The 19,509-nt window shown below is 73.1% G+C and carries 21 protein-coding genes; 8 read left to right on the top strand and 13 right to left on the bottom strand.

Annotation, left to right across the window (positions count from 1 at the left end; translation table 11 throughout):
* Positions 1 to 405: a VOC family protein gene (locus ACZ7RU_RS18380; protein ID WP_401104830.1), complete on the top strand. Its 405-nt coding sequence runs from the start codon at positions 1 to 3 to the stop codon at positions 403 to 405.
* 20 nt (positions 406 to 425) lie between these two features.
* Complete coding sequence (locus ACZ7RU_RS18375) at positions 426 to 800, top strand: RNA-binding S4 domain-containing protein (protein ID WP_470341965.1); 375 nt, start codon at positions 426 to 428, stop codon at positions 798 to 800.
* A 14-nt stretch (positions 801 to 814) separates the two neighbouring features.
* On the opposite strand, the gene ACZ7RU_RS18370 is transcribed toward ACZ7RU_RS18375, so the two are convergent.
* From ACZ7RU_RS18370 to ACZ7RU_RS18360, 3 genes are all read right to left on the bottom strand, one after another.
* The gene (locus ACZ7RU_RS18370; RefSeq protein ID WP_470341964.1) at positions 815 to 1,321 is read right to left on the bottom strand and encodes an FBP domain-containing protein; all 507 of its coding nucleotides are present in this window, start codon (positions 1,319 to 1,321) and stop codon (positions 815 to 817) included.
* 44 nt (positions 1,322 to 1,365) lie between these two features.
* A complete protein-coding gene (locus ACZ7RU_RS18365) occupies positions 1,366 to 1,914 on the bottom strand; it encodes an HD domain-containing protein (protein WP_470341963.1) in 549 nt (182 codons plus the stop codon).
* 115 nt (positions 1,915 to 2,029) lie between these two features.
* Positions 2,030 to 2,914 (bottom strand): SAM-dependent methyltransferase, encoded by an 885-nt coding sequence (locus ACZ7RU_RS18360; RefSeq protein WP_470341962.1) that lies wholly within the window; start codon positions 2,912 to 2,914, stop codon positions 2,030 to 2,032.
* Positions 2,915 to 3,122: 208 nt separating this feature from the next.
* Here ACZ7RU_RS18360 and ACZ7RU_RS18355 point away from each other — a divergent pair, with 208 nt between their 5' ends.
* Positions 3,123 to 4,034, top strand: a complete 912-nt coding sequence (locus ACZ7RU_RS18355; protein ID WP_470341961.1) for a polysaccharide deacetylase family protein — start codon at positions 3,123 to 3,125, stop codon at positions 4,032 to 4,034.
* Between the two features lie 8 nt (positions 4,035 to 4,042).
* Here ACZ7RU_RS18355 and ACZ7RU_RS18350 read toward each other — a convergent pair whose 3' ends face one another.
* Positions 4,043 to 4,861 (bottom strand): SDR family NAD(P)-dependent oxidoreductase, encoded by an 819-nt coding sequence (locus tag ACZ7RU_RS18350; RefSeq protein WP_470341960.1) that lies wholly within the window; start codon positions 4,859 to 4,861, stop codon positions 4,043 to 4,045.
* 303 nt (positions 4,862 to 5,164) lie between these two features.
* On the opposite strand from ACZ7RU_RS18350, the gene ACZ7RU_RS18345 reads away from it, so the two are divergent.
* On the top strand, positions 5,165 to 6,034 hold the full coding sequence (locus ACZ7RU_RS18345) for a 3-hydroxybutyryl-CoA dehydrogenase (protein WP_470341959.1): 870 nt from the start codon (positions 5,165 to 5,167) through the stop codon (positions 6,032 to 6,034).
* Positions 6,035 to 6,105: 71 nt separating this feature from the next.
* Here the strand turns inward: ACZ7RU_RS18345 and ACZ7RU_RS18340 are convergent, their stop codons facing one another.
* The 8 genes from ACZ7RU_RS18340 to infC form a co-directional block, all read right to left on the bottom strand.
* On the bottom strand, positions 6,106 to 6,948 hold the full coding sequence (locus tag ACZ7RU_RS18340) for a chitosanase (protein WP_470341958.1): 843 nt from the start codon (positions 6,946 to 6,948) through the stop codon (positions 6,106 to 6,108).
* Between the two features lie 200 nt (positions 6,949 to 7,148).
* Positions 7,149 to 9,650, bottom strand: coding sequence for a phenylalanine--tRNA ligase subunit beta (gene pheT, locus ACZ7RU_RS18335; RefSeq protein ID WP_470341957.1), 2,502 nt, complete (start codon positions 9,648 to 9,650; stop codon positions 7,149 to 7,151).
* Positions 9,650 to 10,771 (bottom strand): phenylalanine--tRNA ligase subunit alpha, encoded by a 1,122-nt coding sequence (gene pheS, locus ACZ7RU_RS18330; RefSeq protein ID WP_387750694.1) that lies wholly within the window; start codon positions 10,769 to 10,771, stop codon positions 9,650 to 9,652. The genes pheT and pheS overlap by 1 nt, the downstream gene beginning before the upstream one ends.
* A gap of 168 nt (positions 10,772 to 10,939) precedes the next feature.
* Positions 10,940 to 12,043: a sensor histidine kinase gene (locus ACZ7RU_RS18325; RefSeq protein WP_470341956.1), complete on the bottom strand. Its 1,104-nt coding sequence runs from the start codon at positions 12,041 to 12,043 to the stop codon at positions 10,940 to 10,942.
* Positions 12,044 to 12,172: 129 nt separating this feature from the next.
* The gene (locus ACZ7RU_RS18320; RefSeq protein ID WP_470341955.1) at positions 12,173 to 13,039 is read right to left on the bottom strand and encodes a TrmH family RNA methyltransferase; all 867 of its coding nucleotides are present in this window, start codon (positions 13,037 to 13,039) and stop codon (positions 12,173 to 12,175) included.
* Between the two features lie 98 nt (positions 13,040 to 13,137).
* The gene (gene rplT / locus ACZ7RU_RS18315; RefSeq protein ID WP_030055649.1) at positions 13,138 to 13,533 is read right to left on the bottom strand and encodes a 50S ribosomal protein L20; all 396 of its coding nucleotides are present in this window, start codon (positions 13,531 to 13,533) and stop codon (positions 13,138 to 13,140) included.
* 109 nt (positions 13,534 to 13,642) lie between these two features.
* Positions 13,643 to 13,837, bottom strand: a complete 195-nt coding sequence (gene rpmI, locus ACZ7RU_RS18310; protein ID WP_045701618.1) for a 50S ribosomal protein L35 — start codon at positions 13,835 to 13,837, stop codon at positions 13,643 to 13,645.
* A 142-nt stretch (positions 13,838 to 13,979) separates the two neighbouring features.
* On the bottom strand, positions 13,980 to 14,714 hold the full coding sequence (infC, locus tag ACZ7RU_RS18305; protein ID WP_470342177.1) for a translation initiation factor IF-3: 735 nt from the start codon (positions 14,712 to 14,714) through the stop codon (positions 13,980 to 13,982).
* Positions 14,715 to 15,159: 445 nt separating this feature from the next.
* Between infC and ACZ7RU_RS18300 the strand changes: the two genes are divergently transcribed.
* Positions 15,160 to 15,537 carry a DUF1844 domain-containing protein gene (locus ACZ7RU_RS18300; protein ID WP_470341954.1) on the top strand — a complete coding sequence of 126 codons (378 nt, stop codon included), beginning with the start codon at positions 15,160 to 15,162 and terminating at the stop codon, positions 15,535 to 15,537.
* A gap of 58 nt (positions 15,538 to 15,595) precedes the next feature.
* On the opposite strand, the gene ACZ7RU_RS18295 is transcribed toward ACZ7RU_RS18300, so the two are convergent.
* Positions 15,596 to 16,369, bottom strand: coding sequence for an SseB family protein (locus ACZ7RU_RS18295; protein WP_470341953.1), 774 nt, complete (start codon positions 16,367 to 16,369; stop codon positions 15,596 to 15,598).
* Between the two features lie 126 nt (positions 16,370 to 16,495).
* Here ACZ7RU_RS18295 and ACZ7RU_RS18290 point away from each other — a divergent pair, with 126 nt between their 5' ends.
* The 3 genes from ACZ7RU_RS18290 (at position 16,496) to ACZ7RU_RS18280 (ending at position 19,338) form a co-directional block, all read left to right on the top strand.
* Complete coding sequence (locus tag ACZ7RU_RS18290) at positions 16,496 to 17,716, top strand: amino acid deaminase/aldolase (protein WP_470341952.1); 1,221 nt, start codon at positions 16,496 to 16,498, stop codon at positions 17,714 to 17,716.
* 58 nt (positions 17,717 to 17,774) lie between these two features.
* Positions 17,775 to 18,182 carry a hypothetical protein gene (locus ACZ7RU_RS18285; RefSeq protein WP_470341951.1) on the top strand — a complete coding sequence of 136 codons (408 nt, stop codon included), beginning with the start codon at positions 17,775 to 17,777 and terminating at the stop codon, positions 18,180 to 18,182.
* A gap of 241 nt (positions 18,183 to 18,423) precedes the next feature.
* Entirely contained in the window at positions 18,424 to 19,338 is a 915-nt protein-coding gene (locus tag ACZ7RU_RS18280) for a lytic polysaccharide monooxygenase auxiliary activity family 9 protein (RefSeq protein WP_470341950.1), read from the top strand.
* Positions 19,339 to 19,509 lie beyond the last annotated feature (171 nt).

Below are 19,509 nucleotides of genomic sequence, written 5' to 3'. Positions count from 1 at the left end.
ATGGAGTGGAAGCTCGAAGTCGTGGTGGTCCCGGTGTCCGACGTGGACCGCTCGAAGCTCTTCTACGAGGAGCAGGTCGGGTTCACCGTCGACCACGACACCCTGCTGCGGGACGGGATCCGGGTGGTCCAGCTGACTCCCCCCGGCTCGCCCTGCTCCATCGTGGTGGGCAAGGGGGTGATCGACTCGCCGCCCGGCTCGGTGAAGGGCCTCCAGCTGGTGGTGCCGGACATCGACAAGGCGCACGCCGAACTGACGGCGCGGGGCGTGCCGGTCAGCCCCGTCCAGCACTTCGTGACGGGGGGCCGGGTGGACGGGCACGGCGAGGCGTGGAACAACTTCGTGTTCTTCAACGACCCGGACGGGAACGGCTGGGCGGTCCAGGAGGCACCGCGTGCGGGATAGGTCTTGGGTAGGCTCCGAGGATGGCTGAACACGAGGGAAGCGTGCGGGTGGACAGCTGGATCTGGTCGGTCCGGCTGGTCAGGACGCGGGCGCTGGCGGCCGCCGCGTGCCGGGCCGGGCACGTCCGGGTGAACGGCGAGCGGGCCAAGCCGGCCCAGGCGCTGAAGCCAGGCGACGAGGTGCGGATCCGCGAGGAGGGCTACGAACGGGTCGTGGTGGTGCGCAAGCTGATCCGCAAGCGGGTCGGCGCCGTGGTCGCGGCAGAGTGCCTGCTCGACAACAGCCCGCCGCGGCCGCCGCGCGAGTTCGTCGCGGCGGCCGGGACGCGGGACCGCGGCGCCGGGCGGCCGACCAAGCGGGAGCGCCGCGAGCTGGACCAGCTGCGCGGACACTGAGGGGTACCGGACCGTTACGCGTCGGCGGTGGCGAGCACCTTGGCGAGGAAGCCGCCGAGGTTGCCCACCGTGCGGTCGATCTGCAGTTCCAGCGGCAGTGACTCGTCGGGCCGGGTGACCAGGGTGGACTTCTTCAGCCCGCGCACGTAGAGCGAGCAGGCCAGGTCGGCGCAGATGTAGGTGCCGACCGTGTTGCCCTCGCGCCCGGCCGTCCCGGCCCGGCGGGCGGCGAGCAGCGCCACCCCTGACCCGGCGTGCGCGGTGATGCACAGCGAGCACACGTTGGTCTTGGTCAGGCTGCGCCGGATCACCGGCGAGCGCAGCGTCACCCCGACCAGCTCGCCGCCGTACGGCGCCACCAGGTACGCCCGGTCGGGCGCGCCCTGGTCCCGCCAGCCGAGGAAGTCCAGGTGCTCCCAGGGCAGTTCGGCCAGGCCCCGGGGCAGGTTGAGCCGACGGGCCTCGCCCTTGGAGCAGTTGACGAAGGACGCGCGGATCTCGTTCTCACTCAGGGGTTCCATGCCGCGGAAGCTAACACCGACCCGCTCGCCCTGTCGCGCCGTTTTCACCCGGTGCGGACCGGATGGGCGGCCTGGACGGCGAGCCGCCGCGGGGCGTCCTCGCCGATCCGGGTGAGCAGGTCGTCCAGAGCGAGGAAGGCCTCCCAGCGCTCCCTGCCGCCGGCGGCGAGGAGGTCCACCACGCGGTCCTCCAGGTCCTGGACGCGCTTGTTCTTCCAGGCCTTGTCGGCGAGGCTGACCAGCAGCTCCTCGACGGTGACACCGGGTTCACCCCAGCTCGCGTGGCTGCGGGCGAAGCGGGCGAGGCGCTCGGGGACGCCGCGGGAGAGCAGCAGCCGGTGTCCGGCGGACTCGTGCAGGGAACCGGGGCCGGAGAGCTCCTCGGGGTGGACGACCTTGCCGATGTCGTGGGTGGCGGCGCCGAAGCGGACCGCCTCGCGGTCGAAGGCCAGACCCTCGCGGGCGCAGAAGTCGGCGATCTCCTCGGCCACCCGGTGCACCAGCGCGAGGTGGGCGACCAGGCGGGGCGGCGCGTCGACGGCCCGCAGGAGGTCGGCGACGTCCGGGGGCAGCGGCGGCAGGGCGGGGGTCACGGTGCGGGATGGCTCCGGAGGTGAGGGGTTGTCAGTGGGGGTCCGTAGGCTTCTGCCGTCCGGTCCCGGCGTAGGAGGGGGGCGCCGGGGCCGGACGCGACGGAGCGGGGAAGGGCTACTTCTTGAAGGCGACGCCGGCGTACGCCGAGACGTCCTGCCAGCCCTCGGGGAGTTCGGAGGTGGGCACGTGGCCGGCGGTGGGGCGCCAGAGCGGGAGCTGGACGAGCCCGGGGCCGACGAACTCGAAGTCGCCGAAGAAGGGTTCGACGCCGGAGCGCGGGCGCAGCACGAGCGGGGCGCTGGCGCTCCGGTAGATGCGGGTGCCCTCGGCGGCGCTCTCGCGGGAGGCGAAGTCGGGGCTGCCGTGGGAGAGGATCAGCGCACTGCCCGGGGCGAGCGCGTCGCGCAGGGCGCGGACGATCTGCTGCGCGCCCTCCTCGTCGCGGATGAAGTGCAGGACGGCGACCAGCATCAGCGCGACCGGCTGGGAGAGGTCGACGGCGCCGGCCAGCGCGGGGTGGCCGAGGATCGCGGCCGGGTCGCGCAGGTCGGCCTCGATCACCGAGGTGTGCCCGGCCGGGTGGCTCGCCAGCAGGGCGCGGGCGTGGGTGGCGACGATCGGGTCGTTGTCCACGTACACCACCCGGGCGTCCGGGGCGACGCGCTGGGCGACCTCGCTGGTGGAGCCGACCGTCGGGATGCCGGTGCCGATGTCGACGAACTGGCGCACGCCCCGGCCCGCCACGAACTCCACCGCGCGGCCGAGGAACTGCCGGTTGGTGCGGGCCAGCAGCGGCAGCGCGGGGTAGGCGGATATCGCGGCCTGGGCGGCCTTGCGGTCGGCCTCGAAGTTGTCCTTGCCGCCGAGGTAGTAGTCGTACATCCGGGCGGTGTGCGGGACGCCGGTGTCCAGCTCGCTCGGCGGCTGCCAGTCGTCGGCTCCGACCCAGTCCCACTCGGTGTCCGCGCCCCGGCCGGTCGCCGCGCTGTCCTCGTACATCCTGTCCGCCCCCAATGCGCCGTGCCGGAAGAGCCTGGCCACCGCCCGTCACGCGGTGCGCGGTGATCGTATCCAAGGACGATCCGCGGAAACAGCGGGAGTTCAGGTTCACGCAACACCCGGTGACGGACGGTGTCCACGTCAAAGGCCGGTACGGCCGGTCCCACCGGATCGCCCGGCCGAACCGCGCTCTTTATGCTGGCTGCCGATGACTGCCGACCGCCGCACCGTGCTGCGCACCACCGCCCGACTCGCCGCCCTCGCCGCCACCGGCGGCCTGCTCTCCGCCTGCGGCACCGGAACGCGCCGCCGGGCCGATCCGGGGGCGCTCGCCGCGCACCCCGGCACCGTGGACCCGCAGCACACCACCGACCCGGCCTGGAACGGTGGCGAAGCTCCGGCCTCCGCCGCGCCCAGCGCCCCGGCGGAGCCCGGTCCGGCCGGTGAGCCGACCGCCGCGGCCGCCGCCCAGCCCTCCGCCCCGCCGGCCCCGCCCGCGCTGCCGCCGCTGGCGCCCGGCACCCCGGTCGAGGTCGCGTACGGGCCGCGCACCGGCCGGAACGTGGCGCTCACCGTCCACGGCAGCGGCGACCCGAAGCTGGCCACCGCCCTGCTGGAGGCCGCCGAGCAGCGCGGCGCCAGGCTGACCGTGATGGTGGTCGGCAGCTGGCTCGACCAGCAGCCGCAGATGGCCCGGCGGATCCTGGACGGCGGCCACGAGCTGGGCAACCACACCCAGAACCACCTCAACATCTCGGCCATGACGCCGGACCAGGCGCGCGCCGAGATCGCCCAGTGCGCGGAGCGCCTGCAGCGGCTCACCGGCTCGATCGGCCGCTGGTTCCGCCCCTCCGCCGCGCAGTACGCCACGCCGATGGTGCGCGAGCAGGCCAGGGCGGTCGGGTACGAGCACGTGCTGTCCTTCGACGTCGACCCGCGCGACTACGGCGACCCGTCGGCCGCCGAGTTGCAGCGCCGGGTGCTGAACTCGGTGCGCGGCGGCTCGGTGGTGGCGCTGCACATGGGGCACCAGTGCACGGTGGACGCGCTGCCCGGGATCCTGGACGGGCTGGCCAAGGCGGGGCTCAAGCCGGTGACCGCCAGCCAGCTCTGCGCCTGAGGACGCGCTCAGGCCATCGGGTCGTCGTCCTTGTACGGGCGCAGCCGCAGCGTGCGGGCGTCCGCGGCGCGGATCGCGTCGGCCCGGTTGACCAGCTCCTCCAGGTTGTCCCGGCCGGCGTGGATGAACCGCCCGTGCAACCCGTCGAAGCGGCCGCGGGCGGCGTCCACGGTGACCGCGACCATGTACGGGATGGAGTTCCAGTCCTTGGCGTCCTTGAACATCGGCATCCCGGCGGTCATGTCGGTGGGCACCGCGCCCGGGCTGATGTCGAGGACGACGATGCCGTTGCGGGCGAGCGAGTCCGCCATGTTGTCGGAGAGCTGGAGCAGCGCGCCCTTGGAGGTCGCGTACGCGGTGTAGTCGCCGTCCGGCCGCAGCGCGAAGCCGGAGTTGAGGTTGACCACCCGGCCGCGCCGGCGGGCGACCATGCCGGGCAGCACGCAGCGCAGCAGGTTGTAGGGGCCGCGCAGGTTGGTCTCGATCACCTGCCACCACTGGTTGGCGTCGGTCTCCCAGAGCGGCACCTCGGCGCGGTCGACCAGGCCGGCGTTGTTGACCAGCAGGTCGATCGGTCCGAGGTCGCGCTCGACCACCCGGACCGCCTCGCGCACCGAGCCGGGGCGGGTGACGTCGGCGGTCACGGCGACGCCCCGGGAGCCGCGCCTGACGCACTCCTTGAGGGTGTCGGTCAGCGTCTCGTGGGTGCGGCCGACCAGGCCGACGGACATCCCCTCGGCGGCCAGTCCGACGGCGAGCTCCCGGCCGATGCCCCGCCCGGCGCCGGTGATCAGGGCGACCTGTCCTGCGAGCGATCCCGTCGACACCTGTGCTCCCTTCGAACCCCCGGCCCTGTCCGCTTCCGCCCCCGGCCCCGTCTGCGGCATTCTGTCGGCCGCCGGGCGGAGCCGGCCCCGGGCACACGGGTCCGGGGGTGCTCCGTCACTCGTTCGGGGGATTCCCGTTCGTGGCACCCTGCCGGGGAGGGGGTGACCTACTGGCCGGTACGGAGTAGTAACGTCGTCGGGGCGGTGACCGGTGCACCCATTCCGGTACACCGGCCCGTCGTCCAGCACCTCGCTGGGCCACCCGTAGCTGGGCGATCCCCAGCACCGTCGAAGGGCAACTGAGTGAGTGACATCGCGCGCGTCGGAGTGATCGGCTGCGGCCTGATGGGGTCGGGTATCGCCGAGGTCTTCGCCCGGGCCGGGCTGGACGTCCTGGTGGCGGAGGCCAGCGGCGAGGCGCTGGAGTTCGGCCGCACCCGGCTGACCAACTCCCTGGACACGGCGGTCAAGCGGGGCAAGCTGACCCCCGAGCAGCGGGACGAGGCGATGGCCCGGCTGTCCTTCACCGTCGACCTGTCCGACTTCGCCGACCGCGACCTGGTGGTCGAGGCCGTCGCCGAGCGCGAGGACGTCAAGGTCCGGATCTTCGAGACCCTGGACCGGGTGGTCGAGCGCCGCGACGCGATCCTGGCCTCCAACACCTCCTCGATCCCGATCGTGAAGCTGGCCGCCGCCACCACCCGCCCGGAGCAGGTGATCGGCCTGCACTTCTTCAACCCGGCGCCGGTGCAGAAGCTGGTCGAGGTCATCCCGACCCTGACCACCTCGGCGACCACCACCGAGCGGGTCGAGGCCTTCGCGTCCCAGGTGCTCGGCAAGGAGCCGATCCGCGCCCGCGACCGGGCCGGCTTCGTGGTCAACGCGCTGCTGGTGCCGTACCTGCTGTCCGCGGTGCGGATGTTCGAGTCGGGCGTGGCCACCGCCTCCGACATCGACAAGGGCATGGAGGCCGGCTGCGCCCACCCGATGGGCCCGCTGCGGCTGTGCGACCTGATCGGCCTGGACACCATCGTCTCGATCGCCGAGTCGATGTACGACGAGTACAAGGAGCCGCTGTACGCCGCTCCCCCGCTGCTCTCCCGGATGGTCGACGCGGGCCTGCTGGGCCGCAAGTCCGGCCGCGGCTTCTACGACTACACCGCGAGCGCCTGACCCCTCGCGACACCGGGAAGCCGGGACCGGCGGCCGTGATCCGGCTGCCGGGACCGGCTTCTGACCTGACGTCAGCTGTTGATGGCGTAGCTGTCGCCGTAGACCTTCCACTTCAGCGGCGGGTTGAGGTCGAAGTTCTTCGCGTTGAGGAAGACCAGCTGCTCGGTGTCGACCCGGCTGGTGTCGGAGTGCGCCTCCTCCTTCTTCATGGCCACCTTGCGGGCGTCCAGGAAGGCCTTGAGGTAGGTGGCCTCGTCGCCGCCCTGGGCGGGGGTCCTGGCCTTCTTCATAGCGGCGGCGCGGATGCCGCCGAAGCTGTCCGAGCTGTTGCCCGGACCGTGCATGACGATGGCGTCGTAGTAGGCGAACTGGCCGAGCGCGCGCAGGCCGTCGCTCTTGGCCTGGTTGACCGCGGGGTTGAAGTACACCCGGTCGCGCTCGTCGTTCTGCGCCTGCTGGAAGACGGAGTCCTTGGCGGCGGTGGCCCAGGCCTTCTCGAACGCGGAGCCGAGACCGGCGTGCGAGTCGGAGCCGTTGACCTTCTTCAGGGCCGGCAGGAACTTGGCCAGGACGTTGTCGGGCTTGAGGTCGGTGTAGTGCTGGACCAGCTCCAGCATGTCACCGGTGCCGGAGCAGAAGCCGATGATGCCGGCGGTGTAGCCGCGGCCGTCCTTGATGTCCTCGATGTACTTGTACTGGGCCTTCCAGTCCAGCGACGAGTTCTCCGCGCTGGACACCAGCTGCATCGCGATGTCCTTCTTGTGCGGGTCGTCCAGCCCGACCCCCTTGAACTGGACGGCGGCGGCCGGCGACGGGGCGGCCTGGGCCGCCGAGGTGGCCGCGACGGTCAGGGGCGCGGCCACCAGGGCGGCGGCGAGGGCGATGCGGAGGGCACGACGGGGCTGAGGGCGCATGGGACGCTCCGATTCCTCAGGGGGTTAGGAAACTTTCCTAACGAGAAAAGGAAAACGCCTCCGGCCGTGCTCCCGCAAGGGTTTTGACGGAACCTCTTCAAGAGATCTTGGTGCGGTCGGGCCCCGCGCGCCCGGCAAACGGAGAGGGCCCCGCCCCGGACGCGTGGTCCGGGGCGGGGCCCTCCTGGGGCGCTGCCGCGTCAGGCGCCGCGCAGCACCGCGCCGGTGCGGGCGACGGCCTCGGCGACGGCCGCCTCGCGGGCGGCGGTGGCCTCGTCGGCGGTCAGGGTGCGGTCGACCGCGCGGAAGCGCAGCGCGTACGCCAGCGACTTCCTGCCCTCGCCGACCTGCTCACCGGTGAACACGTCGAACAGCCGGATGGCCTCCAGCAGTTCGCCCGCGCCGGCACGCAGCGCGGCCTCGACGTCGGCGGCCGGGACGGCGGCGTCGACGATCAGCGCGACGTCCTGGGTCGCCACCGGGAAACCGGAGACGGTCGGGCCGCCGACCCGCTCGGCGCCGTCGGCGGTGAGCAGGTCGACGTCGATCTCCATGGCGGCGGTACGGGCCGGCAGCCCGAGCGCCTTGACCACCCGCGGGTGCAGCTCACCGGCGTGGCCGACCACCCGGTCGGTGCCGGCCACCACCAGCTCGGCGCAGCGGCCCGGGTGCCACGGTGCCAGCTGGCCCTGGCGGACGGTCAGCTCGACGCCGGCCGCGCGGGCCACCGTACGGGCGGCCTCGACGGCGTCCGCCCAGGAGGCCTGGGCGCCCTTGCCCCACCAGCCCGACGGCAGCCGCTCGCCCGCGAGGGCGACGGCGATCCGGCGCGGCTGGTCCGGCAGCGCGGCGTCCAGCGCGGCCAGCTCCTCGTCGCTGGGCCGGTGGTCGACCGCCGGACGCGGGGCCACGCTCAGCTCGTCCTTGGGCAGGAAGACGGTGCCGGTCTCGTAGACCGCCAGGTCGGTGTTGCCCCGGCCGACGTTGCGGCGCAGCGCGCCGAGCAGGCCCGGCAGCAGCGTGGTGCGCAGCGCCGGCTCCTCGTCGTTCAGCGGGTTGACCAGCTTCACCGTGCGGCGGCGCCGGTCGTCCGCCTCCAGGCCGAGCGCCTCGAAGGCGGCCTCGCCGAGGAACGGGTAGTTGTTGACCTCGACGTAGCCGGCCGCCGCCAGCGCGACGCCGATCCGGCGGTTGACCCGCTGGGCCTCGGTCAGGCCCTTGCCCGGGGGCACATCGGGCATCCGGGCGGGGACGTTGTCGTAGCCCTCCAGCCGGATGACCTCCTCCGCGAGGTCGTACGGGTCGGTGAGGTCGGGGCGCCAGGTCGGCGGGGTGACCTCCAGGACGTCGGCGCCGGAGACCGAGCAGCCGATCTCCTGCAGGCGCCGGGTGACGGTCTCGCGGCCGTACGCGGTGCCGGCCACCCGGTCGGGCAGGTCGGCGGCGATGGTGATGGTGCGCACCGGGTGCGGGGCGGCGATGTCGGTGACCCCGGCCTCGGCGGTGCCGCCGGCGATCAGGACCAGCAGGTCGACGGCGCGCTGCGCGGCGGCGCGGGCGGCCTCCGGGTCGACGCCGCGCTCGAAGCGCTTGGACGCCTCGGAGGGCAGCTTGTGCCGCTTGGCGGTGCGGGCGATGGCGACCGGGTCGAAGTGCGCCGCCTCGATGACCACCTCGGTGGTGCCCGGGCCGGCGGCCGGGTCGAGGATCTCGGTGGAGGCGCCGCCCATCACGCCGGCCAGGCCGATCGGGCCGCTGTTGTCGCAGATCAGCAGGTCCTCGGCGGCGAGCTTGCGCTCGACCCCGTCGAGGGTGGTGAGGGTCTCGCCCTGCTCCGCCCGGCGGACCACGATCGGGCCGTCCACGCGCTGCTTGTCGTAGGCGTGCAGCGGCTGCCCGACCTCCAGCATCACGTAGTTGGTGATGTCGACGGTCAGCGAGATCGGACGGATGCCCGACTTCTGGAGCCTGCGCTGGAGCCAGATCGGGGACTTGGCGTTCGGGTCGACGCCGACGACCGTACGGGCCACGAAGCGGTCGCAGCCGGCCTGGTCGTTGACCTTCACCAGGTAGCCGAAGGAGTTCGCCGGCGGCACGTCGAGCAGCGCCGGGTCGGCCAGCGGCAGCCCGTACGCGGCGGCGGCCTCACGGGCCACGCCGCGCATGGACAGGCAGTAGCCGCGGTCCGGGGTGACGGCGATGTCGAGCACCTCGTCGACGAGCTGGAGCAGCTCGACGGCGTCGGTGCCGGGCTCGTACTCCGGCGGGAGCACGATGATGCCGTTGTGGTCGTCGCCCATGCCCAGCTCGCGGGCGGAGCAGATCATGCCGGCCGAGGTGTGGCCGTAGGTCTTGCGGGCCGCGATCGGGAACGGGCCGGGCAGCACCGCGCCCGGGAGCACGACCACGACCTTGTCGCCGACGGCGAAGTTGGTCGCACCGCAGACGATCTCCTGCGGCTCGCCGGTGCCGTTGGCGTCGCCGACGTTCACGAAGCAGTGCCGGATCGGTTTCTTGAAGCCGGACAGCTCCTCGATGGAGAGCACCTCGCCGACCACCAGCGGGCCCTTGAGGTCCGCGCCGAGCTGCTCGACGGTCTCGACCTCCAGGCCGGCCCGGACCAGGCGCTCCGCGACGTCACGGCCGGTCTCGCCGGCCGGCAGGTCGACGTACTCGCGCAGCCAGGAAAGCGGGACGCGCATCAGATCTCCATCCCGAACGGGAGGGTGAAGCGGACGTCACCCTCGACCATGTCGCGCATGTCGGCGACGTTGTGACGATTCATCAGGATCCGCTCCAGGCCCAGGCCGAAGGCGAAGCCGCTGTAGCGGTCGGGGTCGACACCGCAGGCGACCAGCACCCGCGGGTTGACCACGCCGCAGCCGCCGAGCTCGATCCAGCCCTCGGAGGAGCAGGTCCGGCACGGCCGGTCCGGGTTGCCGACGCTCGCGCCGCGGCACACGAAGCACTGGAGGTCGATCTCCGCGCTCGGCTCGGTGAACGGGAAGTACGACGGGCGCCAGCGCAGCTCCAGGCCGCCGCCGATCAGCTTCTCGACCAGCACCTCGATGGTGCCCTTGAGGTCGGCGAAGGTGATGCCCTCGTCCACCGCGAGGCCCTCGACCTGGCGGAAGACCGGGGTGTGGGTGGCGTCCAGCTCGTCGGTCCGGTAGACCCGGCCCGGGCAGACCACGTAGAGCGGCGGCTCGCGGTCGAGCATGGTGCGGGCCTGGACCGGGGAGGTCTGGGTGCGCAGCACCACGCCGGAGTCGGCGGAGCCGTCCGGGGCCTGGACGAAGAAGGTGTCCTGCATCGAGCGGGCCGGGTGGTCCGGGCCCAGGTTGAGGGCGTCGAAGTTGAGCCACTCGGCCTCGACCTCGGGGCCCTCCGCGACCTGGTAGCCCATCGCGACGAAGGTGTCCTCGATGAGCTCGGCCATGGTGGTCAGCGGGTGCCGGGCGCCGCGCGGGGCGCGGTCGTACGGCAGCGTGACGTCCACCGCCTCCTCGACCAGCACGCGGGCGTCCCGCTCCGCCTCCAGCTCGGCCTGCCGCTTGGCGAGTGCCTGGTTGACGGCCCCGCGGGCCTGGCCGATCAGTTTTCCGGCGGCCGCCTTGGCATGCGGGGGCAGGGCGCCGATCTCGCGGTTGGCGAGAGAGAGCGCGGAGCGGTCGCCGGTGTGGGCGACCTTGGCCTGCTTCAGCTCGTCCAGGGAACCGGCGGCGGCGAACGCGGCGACCGCCTCGTCCCGCGCCTGCTCCACCACCTCGGGCTTCAGGGCCTCGACCTCGACCGGGTCGTACGACTTGTTGGGTGCCGACATCTCTATCTTTCCCGTGCTCCTGCTCGTCCGTGCTCAAGGTCTTTGGGCCAACGCCAAAGGTCGAGTGTAGTCGCAGCGGGTATCACCGCTGCCGCGAAGCCCGTCCGGGGAGCGACGTCCGACCTGCTCGGGAACCCACGGCACGCTGTGCCTGTCGTTCCTGCTCCCTCAGAGCATGAAGTCGGGTACCCCGGCGGGCAGGATGAATCGGAACCGGGCGCCGCCGCCGGGCGCGCGGTCGACGCGGATCGAGCCGCCGTGGGCCTCCACGATGCCCTTGACGATGTAGAGGCCCAGGCCCGTGCCGCCGCGCTTGGAGCCGCGCCAGAAGCGGGTGAAGACGCGCGGCATCGACTCCTCGGGGATGCCGCTGCCTTCGTCGCTCACGGTGACCGCTGTGCCTTCCACGATGCGGGGCGGGGTGCCGCCGCGCTCCCAGAGGGGCGCCTCGACGACCTCCTTGGCCGGTGCCACCTCGATCGTGACAGTTCCCTCACCGTGCCGCACCGCATTTTCCAGCAGGTTGGCGAGCACCTGGTCGACCTTGTCCGGGTCGGCCCACAGGACGGTCAGCGGCTCGGCGATCCGGATGTCGAAGCGGTCCTCGGGGATGCCGGTGGCGACCTTGCGCTCGACGTGCCGGCGCACCGCCGCGGCCAGGTCGACCACCTGCTTGCGCAGCTCCAGCCGGCCGGCGTCGATCCGGGAGATGTCCAGCAGCTCGGCGATCAGCCGGGTGACCCGGTCGGCGTCGGCGTCCACGGTCTCCAGCATCAGCCGCTTCTGCCCGTCGGTGAACCGCTCCCACTTGGCCAGTAGCGTCGCCGTGAAGCCCTTGACGCTGGTCAGCGGGGAGCGCAGCTCGTGCGCCACGGTGGCGATCAGCTCGGCGTGGCTGCGCTCGGTGCGGCGCCGGGCCTCGGTGCCGCGCAGGGCGATCACCAGCCGCTCCAGCGGCCCGCCCGGCGCGCTGCGCACGTACCGGGCGGAGACCAGCACCTCGCGCCCCCCGGGCAGCAGCAGGTTGCGCTCCGGCTGGCGGGTGCGGATGGCCAGGCCGCCGTACGGGTCGGTCAGCTGCCACCAGCGGCGGCCGTCCAGGTCCTCCAGCGGGAGGGCGTCCTCCAGACCGCTGCCGAGCGCGGCCTGCGGGAGCACGCCGGTGAGCCGGGCCGCGGCCCGGTTGAAGCAGACCACCCGGCCCAGCGCGTCGGCGACCACCAGGCCGTCCGGCAGGTCGTCCGGGTCGAGCTCGGGCCCGCTGCCGACCATGGGTTGCCTCCCCGATTACCCACCGTGCCGTTCCCCCCACCGAGGCAGACCCTAGCGCCTCCCAGGCCCGTGCAGTAGGGCTTGCAACGGGGTGATCCGGACGCGCCCCCGGGTGCGCTCGGCGGTGCGTCAGGCGTTCGAGCGGCAGCCGCCGGGCGAACGCTGGGCGCGGGCCGAGGCGTACAGGCAGACGGCCGCCGCGGTGGCCAGGTTGAGGCTCTCCGCGTGGCCGTGGATCGGGACGCGCACGACCTCGTCGGTGAGCGCGCGGGTCTCCTCCGGAAGCCCCCACGCCTCGTTGCCGAACACCCACGCACCGGGCGCGCCCAGGGTGCCCTCGTCCAGCTCCCGGTCCAGGTCCCGCTCCCCCGCGCCGTCCGCGGCGAGCACCCGGACGCCGGCCTCGCGCAGCTTCCCGACGGCCTCCTCGACCGGCACGCCGACCGCCACCGGCAGGTGGAACAGGCTGCCCACGGAGGCCCGGACTGCCTTCGGGTTGTAGAGGTCCACCGAGGCGTCGGTGAGCACCACGGCGTCCGCGCCGGCCGCGTCGGCGGTGCGCAGCACGGTGCCGGCGTTCCCGGGGTCGCGCACGTGGGCGAGGACCGCGACCAGCTTGGGACGGGCCTTGAGCACCTCGGCGAACGGGGTGTCGATGAAGCGGCAGAGCGCCACGATGCCCTGCGGGGTCACCGTGTCGCAGATCTCGGCGATCACCTCGTCGGTGGCGGTCAGCACCGGCAGCCCCTCGGCCAGGGTCGCCTCGACGATGCCGGCGTGCCGCTCGGCGGCCTCCGGCGTCACGTAGACCTCGACCACGGCGTGCTCACCGGTGCCCGGCAGCCTGCCGAAGGCCACGGCCTCCCGGACCGCCTGCGGGCCCTCGGCCAGGAACCGGCGCTCCTTGGTGCGCTGGTTGCGCTTGGCCAGCCGGCGGGCGGCGACGACGCGCGGCGAGCGCAGGGAGGTCAGCAGGGGGGTGTCGGTGCTCGGCATGGTCTCGTTCTCTGGAGGCGCTGAAGGAGGGGCAGAAGCAGGACCGGACCCGCAGGCGAACCTGCGGGTCCGGTCGGAGCTCAACCGATCTCGGAAGATCAGGCGGCGTCGGCGGCGGCCTTCGGGGCGTTCACGTCGGCCGGCAGCGCCTTCTGGGCGACCTCGACCAGGGAGGCGAACGCACCCGGGTCGTTGACGGCCAGGTCGGCCAGCATCTTGCGGTCGATCTCGACGCTGGCGGCCTTCAGGCCCTGCACGAAGCGGTTGTAGGTGATGCCGTTGGCACGGGCCGCAGCGTTGATGCGCTGGATCCACAGCTGACGGAAGTCGCCCTTGCGCTTCTTGCGGTCGTTGAAGTTGTAGACCAGCGAGTGGGTGACCTGCTCCTTGGCCTTGCGGTACAGGCGCGAACGCTGGCCACGGTAGCCGCTGGCGCGCTCCAGGATGACCCGGCGCTTCTTGTGGGCGTTGACTGCCCGCTTGACGCGTGCCACTTGATTACTCCTTGGGTTGGACCACGGACTACTTCACGTGGTCCGTCATTCGAATGGGTCGGGAAGGATCAGCTGCCCCGCTCGCGGCTCGCACCGGGCGGGAGGGCGATCACTTGCCGAGAAGCTTCTTGATCTTCTTGGCGTCAGCGGGGGCCAGCTCGATCGTCCCGGCCAGCTTGCGGGTCAGCGTCGAGGGCTTGTGCTCCAGGAGGTGGCGGCGGCCGGCGCGCTCGCGCAGCACCTTGCCAGAGCCACTGATCTTGAAGCGCTTGCTGGCGCCACTGTGCGTCTTCTGCTTCGGCATTTCGCCGTATCTCCTCGTCGGTCCCGTCCACGCCCGCGCGGCGGCTGCCACGCGGGCGTGAACTGGATGGATCTGCGGTGACCGGGCGGGCCGCCCCGTCACCCTGTGGGCCGGTCTCCCGGGCCTCCTGGCCGGTGAAGGCTCAGGCGCCCTGGGAGGCGGCCGGCTGCTCGACCGGAGCGTCGGCCTCGGCGGCCGGCGCCTCGGCCGGGGCGTCCTGCGCCTCGGTCACGGCGTCGTCGATCACGGCGTCATCGTCGACCGCCACGTCGTCGTCCGCGGCGGCGTCGGAGCCGGGGGTGCGGCCCTGACGCTCGGCCTTGCGGGCGTCCGCGAGGGCGCGGGCCTCGGCCATCGCCTCGGTCTTCTTCTTGTGCGGGCCAAGGACCATGATCATGTTACGGCCGTCCTGCTTCGGCGAGGACTCGACGAAGCCCAGGTCCTGGACGTCGTCGGCGAGCCGCTGGAGCAGACGGAAGCCCAGCTCGGGGCGGGACTGCTCACGACCGCGGAACATGATCGTGATCTTGACCTTGTCGCCCTGCTTGAGGAACCGGACGACGTGACCCTTCTTGGTGTCATAGTCGTGCGGGTCGATCTTCGGCCGGAGCTTCATCTCCTTGATGACCGTGTGCGCCTGGTTCTTGCGCGCCTCACGGGCCTTCATGGCCGACTCGTACTTGAACTTGCCGTAGTCCATGAGCTTGCACACCGGCGGCCGGGCGGTCGCCGCGACCTCGACCAGGTCGAGGTCGTACTCCTGCGCGAGCTCCAGCGCCTTGGCAAGCGGCACGATGCCGACCTGCTCGCCGCTGGGACCGACGAGTCGCACCTCGGGGACGCGAATCCGGTCGTTGATGCGGGGCTCGGTGCTGATGGGGCCTCCTCGGTTGCACCTTCTGCGATGCGGCCGTCGGACGGCGGTCGCACGTAGTGGACTCGACCACTGGGCGGGGCTTCATTCGTGCTGCGCTGTCCGGTGGGTACACCGCCGCACGAAAAAAGCCCCGCTCGGTACAAGCGGGGCTCCACACAACCGGGGGCGACGCCCGGTGAGGGGCGTTGCGGCGACTCGGCGCCAGGGGCGCCCGTCGCGGACCGGGACCCGTCGACCGCGAGGCCGATCAGGTGGGAGACTTTCGCGGTTGCCCTCTCGGGCCTCCTCAGTGGAGCCTCCTCTTGCTGGCCGGGGACCCTTGAGGGAGCCCGGCCGGTCAGTCTCGAAGCTTACAGCGTCGCGCCGTCGAACGCTATTCCGCCCCTCCGCAGGACCCCTTGTACGCTCCACCTGTACCCACACGGCACAACGGAACGAGCCTCCCTTGAGCAGCGAGCCCACCCAGAACCCCGGCGCTGACGACGCCGCGATCGGCTTCGACGACCTCACCCGCGACATCGCCGAGGTCCCGGCCGTCGAGGTGATCACCACCGTCGCGGTGCACCTGATGAGCGCCGCCGCCGTCAAGTGCGGTCTCGCCGAGGGCGGCGAGAAGGACAAGGACCTGGACGAGGCCCGCAAGCTGATCACCGCGCTGGCCGGGCTGGTCACCGCCGGTGCCCCGGAGATCAGCAACTTCCACGCCGCGCCGCTGCGGGACGGGCTGCGCTCGCTCCAGCTGGCGTTCCGCGAGGCGTCGATCGTCCCGGACGCCCCGGGCGCGGGCCCGGGCGAGAAGTTCACCGGGCCCGTCTACTCCTGAGACACGACGCACCAGGGGCAGTGGACCGTACGGTTCGCTGCCCCTTCGTCCTACCGCCCTACCGCTTGTGAAGCGGCTCCCCCGGCAGCTCCGCGCCGGCCGGCAGCACCGCGAGGTCCAGCCCCCGGTCCAGCCGCACCCGCAGCAACGGGTCGGCGGCCACCGCCTGCCCGACCCGCTGCGCGGCCGCCTGCAACCCGGCCTGGTCCAGCGCCGGGTCGAACACCACCGCGAGCACCCCGTCCGAGTCGTCCGAGGCCGCCAGCAGCCCGGTGACCACCTGCGGCTCGGCCGCCAGCAGCCCGCGGACCGCCTCGCGCACCTCCGGGTCCCGGACCGGCGGCAGGAACGGGCGGTTCTCCGCCAGCGCCCGCAGCCGGGCGCCGCTCAGCTGGAACGGCACCGGCCCGGCCGGGTCGATCAGCAGGGTGTCGGCGCGCTCCGCGAAGGCGACCATCGCGGCCTGCGGGGCCGCCGTCGGCGCCGGGCGGGCGTCGGCCCGCCAGCGGGTCAGCGACTCGAGCGAGGTGAAGGCCGGCAGCGCGCGGCGACCGTCCGCGGCCTCCAGCACCGGGACCGCCATGTCGCTGGTCTTCTCGTGCCGGTGCCCCTCCGGGCTCACCTCGACCTCGCCGAGGATCGCGACGATCGGGACCATCAGCCGGGTGGGGGTCAGGGCCGCCAGCACCTCCGGCTCGGCCGCGCGGTCCCGCGCCCAGCGGGCGAGAGCCTCGGTGAGCGCCGGGTCGGCGGTGCCGTCGTCGTCGGAGAAGCCGGGATTCGGGATGCTCTTGCCGACGAACGCCGGGTTGGAGAAGTCTTTGCGGTCCACCCGCCCGAGCCTATGCCACCGTGCCCCAGCCGCCCCATTCCGCTGCACGCCCCCGCACGCGGGGCATCCCCCGTTTTCCCCGCACGGGGCCTACCCACCGGTAGTGCGGTGTGGCACCCTGCGCCCATGGTGATCCTCGACGCACCCGCCGCGCCCGCCCCGGTCTCCGACCGCCTCCGGTACGACCGCGCCACCGCCCACCTGGACGGGCCGGTGGCCGTCGTGGACCTCGCCGCCTTCGACGCGAACGCCGCCGACCTGGTCCGCCGGGCGGGCGGCAAGCCGATCCGGCTGGCCAGCAAGTCACTCCGCTGCCGGGCACTGCTGGAGCGGGCGCTGGCGGTGGACGGCTTCCTCGGGGTGATGACCTTCACCCTGGAGGAGTCGCTCTGGCTGGCCCGCGCCGGCGTCCGCGACATCCTGCTCGCCTACCCCTCCGCCGACCGGGCCGGCTTCGCCGAGCTGACCGCCGACCCGGAGGCCGCCCGCGGAATCACCGTCGTCCTGGACGACCCGGCCCAGCTGGACCTGATCGACGAGGCCCGCAGCGGCGACGCCGAGGTCCGGGTCTGCCTGGAGCTGGACACCTCGCTGCACCTGCTCGGCGGCCGGGTCCGGGTCGGCGCCCGGCGCTCGCCGCTGCGCACCCCCGAGGGCCTCGGCGCCTTCGCCGAACTCGTCCAGCGCCGCCGGGGCTTCCGGGTGGTCGGCCTGATGGCCTACGAGGGGCACGTCGCCGGAGTGGGCGACCGGGTGCCCGGACGGCCGGTGCGCTCGCAGCTGATCCGGCTGATGCAGGCCAGGGCCCGGACCGAGCTGGCCGAGCGCCGGGCGGCGGCGGTCCGGCGGCTGCGGCAGGTGGCCGACCTGGAGTTCGTCAACGGCGGCGGCACCGGCAGCGTGGAGTCCACCGCGGCCGAGCGCGCCGTCACCGAGGTGGCGGCCGGCTCCGGGCTGTACCAGCCGCAGCTGTTCGACAACTACCGCTCCTTCCGGGGCCGCCCGGCCGCGCTGTTCGGCCAGCCGGTGGTGCGCCGCCCCGGCCTCGGCGTGGTCACCGTCCTCGGCGGCGGCTACCCGGCCTCCGGCGCGGCCGGCCCGGACCGCTCGCCGGTGCCGTACCTGCCCGCCGGGCTGCGCTACGACCCGATGGAGGGCGCCGGGGAGGTGCAGACCCCGCTGCTCGGCTCGGCGGCGGACGACCTGCTGATCGGCGACCGGGTCTGGTTCCGGCACGCCAAGGCGGGCGAGCTGTGCGAACGCTTCGCCGAGCTGCACCTGATCGAGGGCGACCGGATCGTCCGGACCGTGCCGACGTACCGGGGTGAGGGCAGGACGTTCCTCTGACGTTCCGTCCGTCCTTGCCCTACCGTGGTGCCGACACCGCTGACACCAAGGGGGCCGCATGGACGCCGAGATCACCGAGATTGCGACAAGGGGCGCGACCGCCCTGGCCGGCCTCATGGTCACGTCGGCCTGGGAACGGGTCAAGCCGCGCGTAGCCGCGATGTTCGGTCGGCGGGCGGAGTCGGTCTCCGAGGAGCTGGACGAAACCCAGGCGGAGTTGATCGCGACACCGGAGGACGATCGCGAATCCGCCGCTCAGAGCGCACAGGGCGAGTGGGAGCCCAAGCTGCGTCGACTGCTGGCCAACGACCCGGCCATGGTTGCCGAACTCCGGGCGATCCTCGATGAGTTCGCACCAGCTCGGTCCGAGCAGGTACTCGGCACGGTGCACAACGAGATCAGCGGGAACGCCAGGATCCACGGCAAGGTCGTACAGGCCCACACGATCAACAGTCTGAACCTCTGACCTTTCCGGAGCCTTAACGGGGCCCGATGGAACGGCTAACCACGGCCGTCCGTCGGGCCTTTGCGCTGTTCGGCGGCCTACAGTCCGTCAACAAGCGCGGCACGCGCGGCTATTGCCATCTGGTCCAGACCAATCCTACGCTCTGGCCGGGGGCCGCGCGCCGGGCCGGCGGCTCCCGAACGGGCAGGCGTGCCCGCTCCCCCACACTCGCCCGGAACGACGGTCAAGGAGTCCCCACCCCATGTCCATCAAGCGAAGTGCCCTGTCCGTCGGCGTGATCGGCGCCGCGGTCCTCGCGGTGGCCGGTGCCACCGCCGGCACCGCCAGCGCCCACGGCACGATGACCAACCCCGTGAGCCGGATCGCCGCCTGCTACGCGGAGGGCCCCGAGCACCCGGTGTCCCAGATCTGCAAGGACCTCGTCGCCGCGAGCGGCACCCAGCCGCTGTACGACTGGAACGAGGTCAACATCGCCAACGCCGGCGGCAACCACCAGGCGCTGATCCCGGACGGCAGGCTCTGCTCGGCCAACCGCGACAAGTACGCGGCACTGGACTGGCCGCGCACCGACTGGCCGGCCACCGCGGTGAAGGCCGGCGCCTTCACCTTCCAGTTCCGCGCCACCGCCCCGCACGTCGGCACCCAGACCGTCTACATCACCAAGGCGGGCTACGACCCCACCAAGCCGCTGAAGTGGTCGGACCTCGACCCGACCCCGGTGGCCACGGTGCAGGTCGACCGCAACACCGTCAACGGCTTGTACTCCTACTCCGGCACCCTGCCGCAGCGCACCGGCCGCCAGGTCCTGTACACGGTGTGGCAGCGCAGCGACAGCCCGGAGGCCTTCTACGCCTGCTCCGACGTCGACTTCGGCGCCTCGACCACCGCCGTGTCGGCGCTCGCCGCCCAGGCCCCGGCCGCGCCGAGCGACGCCCAGATCGCGGCCGACGCGTCCAGGTCCACGGTCGCCCACCACGGCCACGGCGGGGACCCTGACTCCCCGGCCGGCCAGGTGGTCCCGACCGCCGCCGCGGCCGTGGGCGGCACCACGGCCACCGGTCCGCTGCTCCTCGCGGGCGCGGCCGCGATCGGTGTCGGCTGGGCCGGCATGGTGCTCCGGCGCCGTCGCGTCGAGGCTGTTCGACGCGACTCCTGACGCCGGGCGCGGGACCGGGCCGGCCACACCCCCGTCCGGCCCGGGTCCCGTGGCACGACCCGAGCGCGGCGGCCCACCCGGAGGGGTTGCCCCCCGGGGGGGGGCCGCCGGGGTGGGAGGGATGGGGGTTGGGGGGTTGTTATCCCGGGGGCCCCCCAACAAGAAGCGAGA

Source organism: Kitasatospora sp. NPDC114501 (assembly GCF_055633695.1).
The sequence above is the reverse complement of the archived record's forward strand: the minus strand, read 5'-3'. Positions and strand labels throughout refer to the sequence as shown.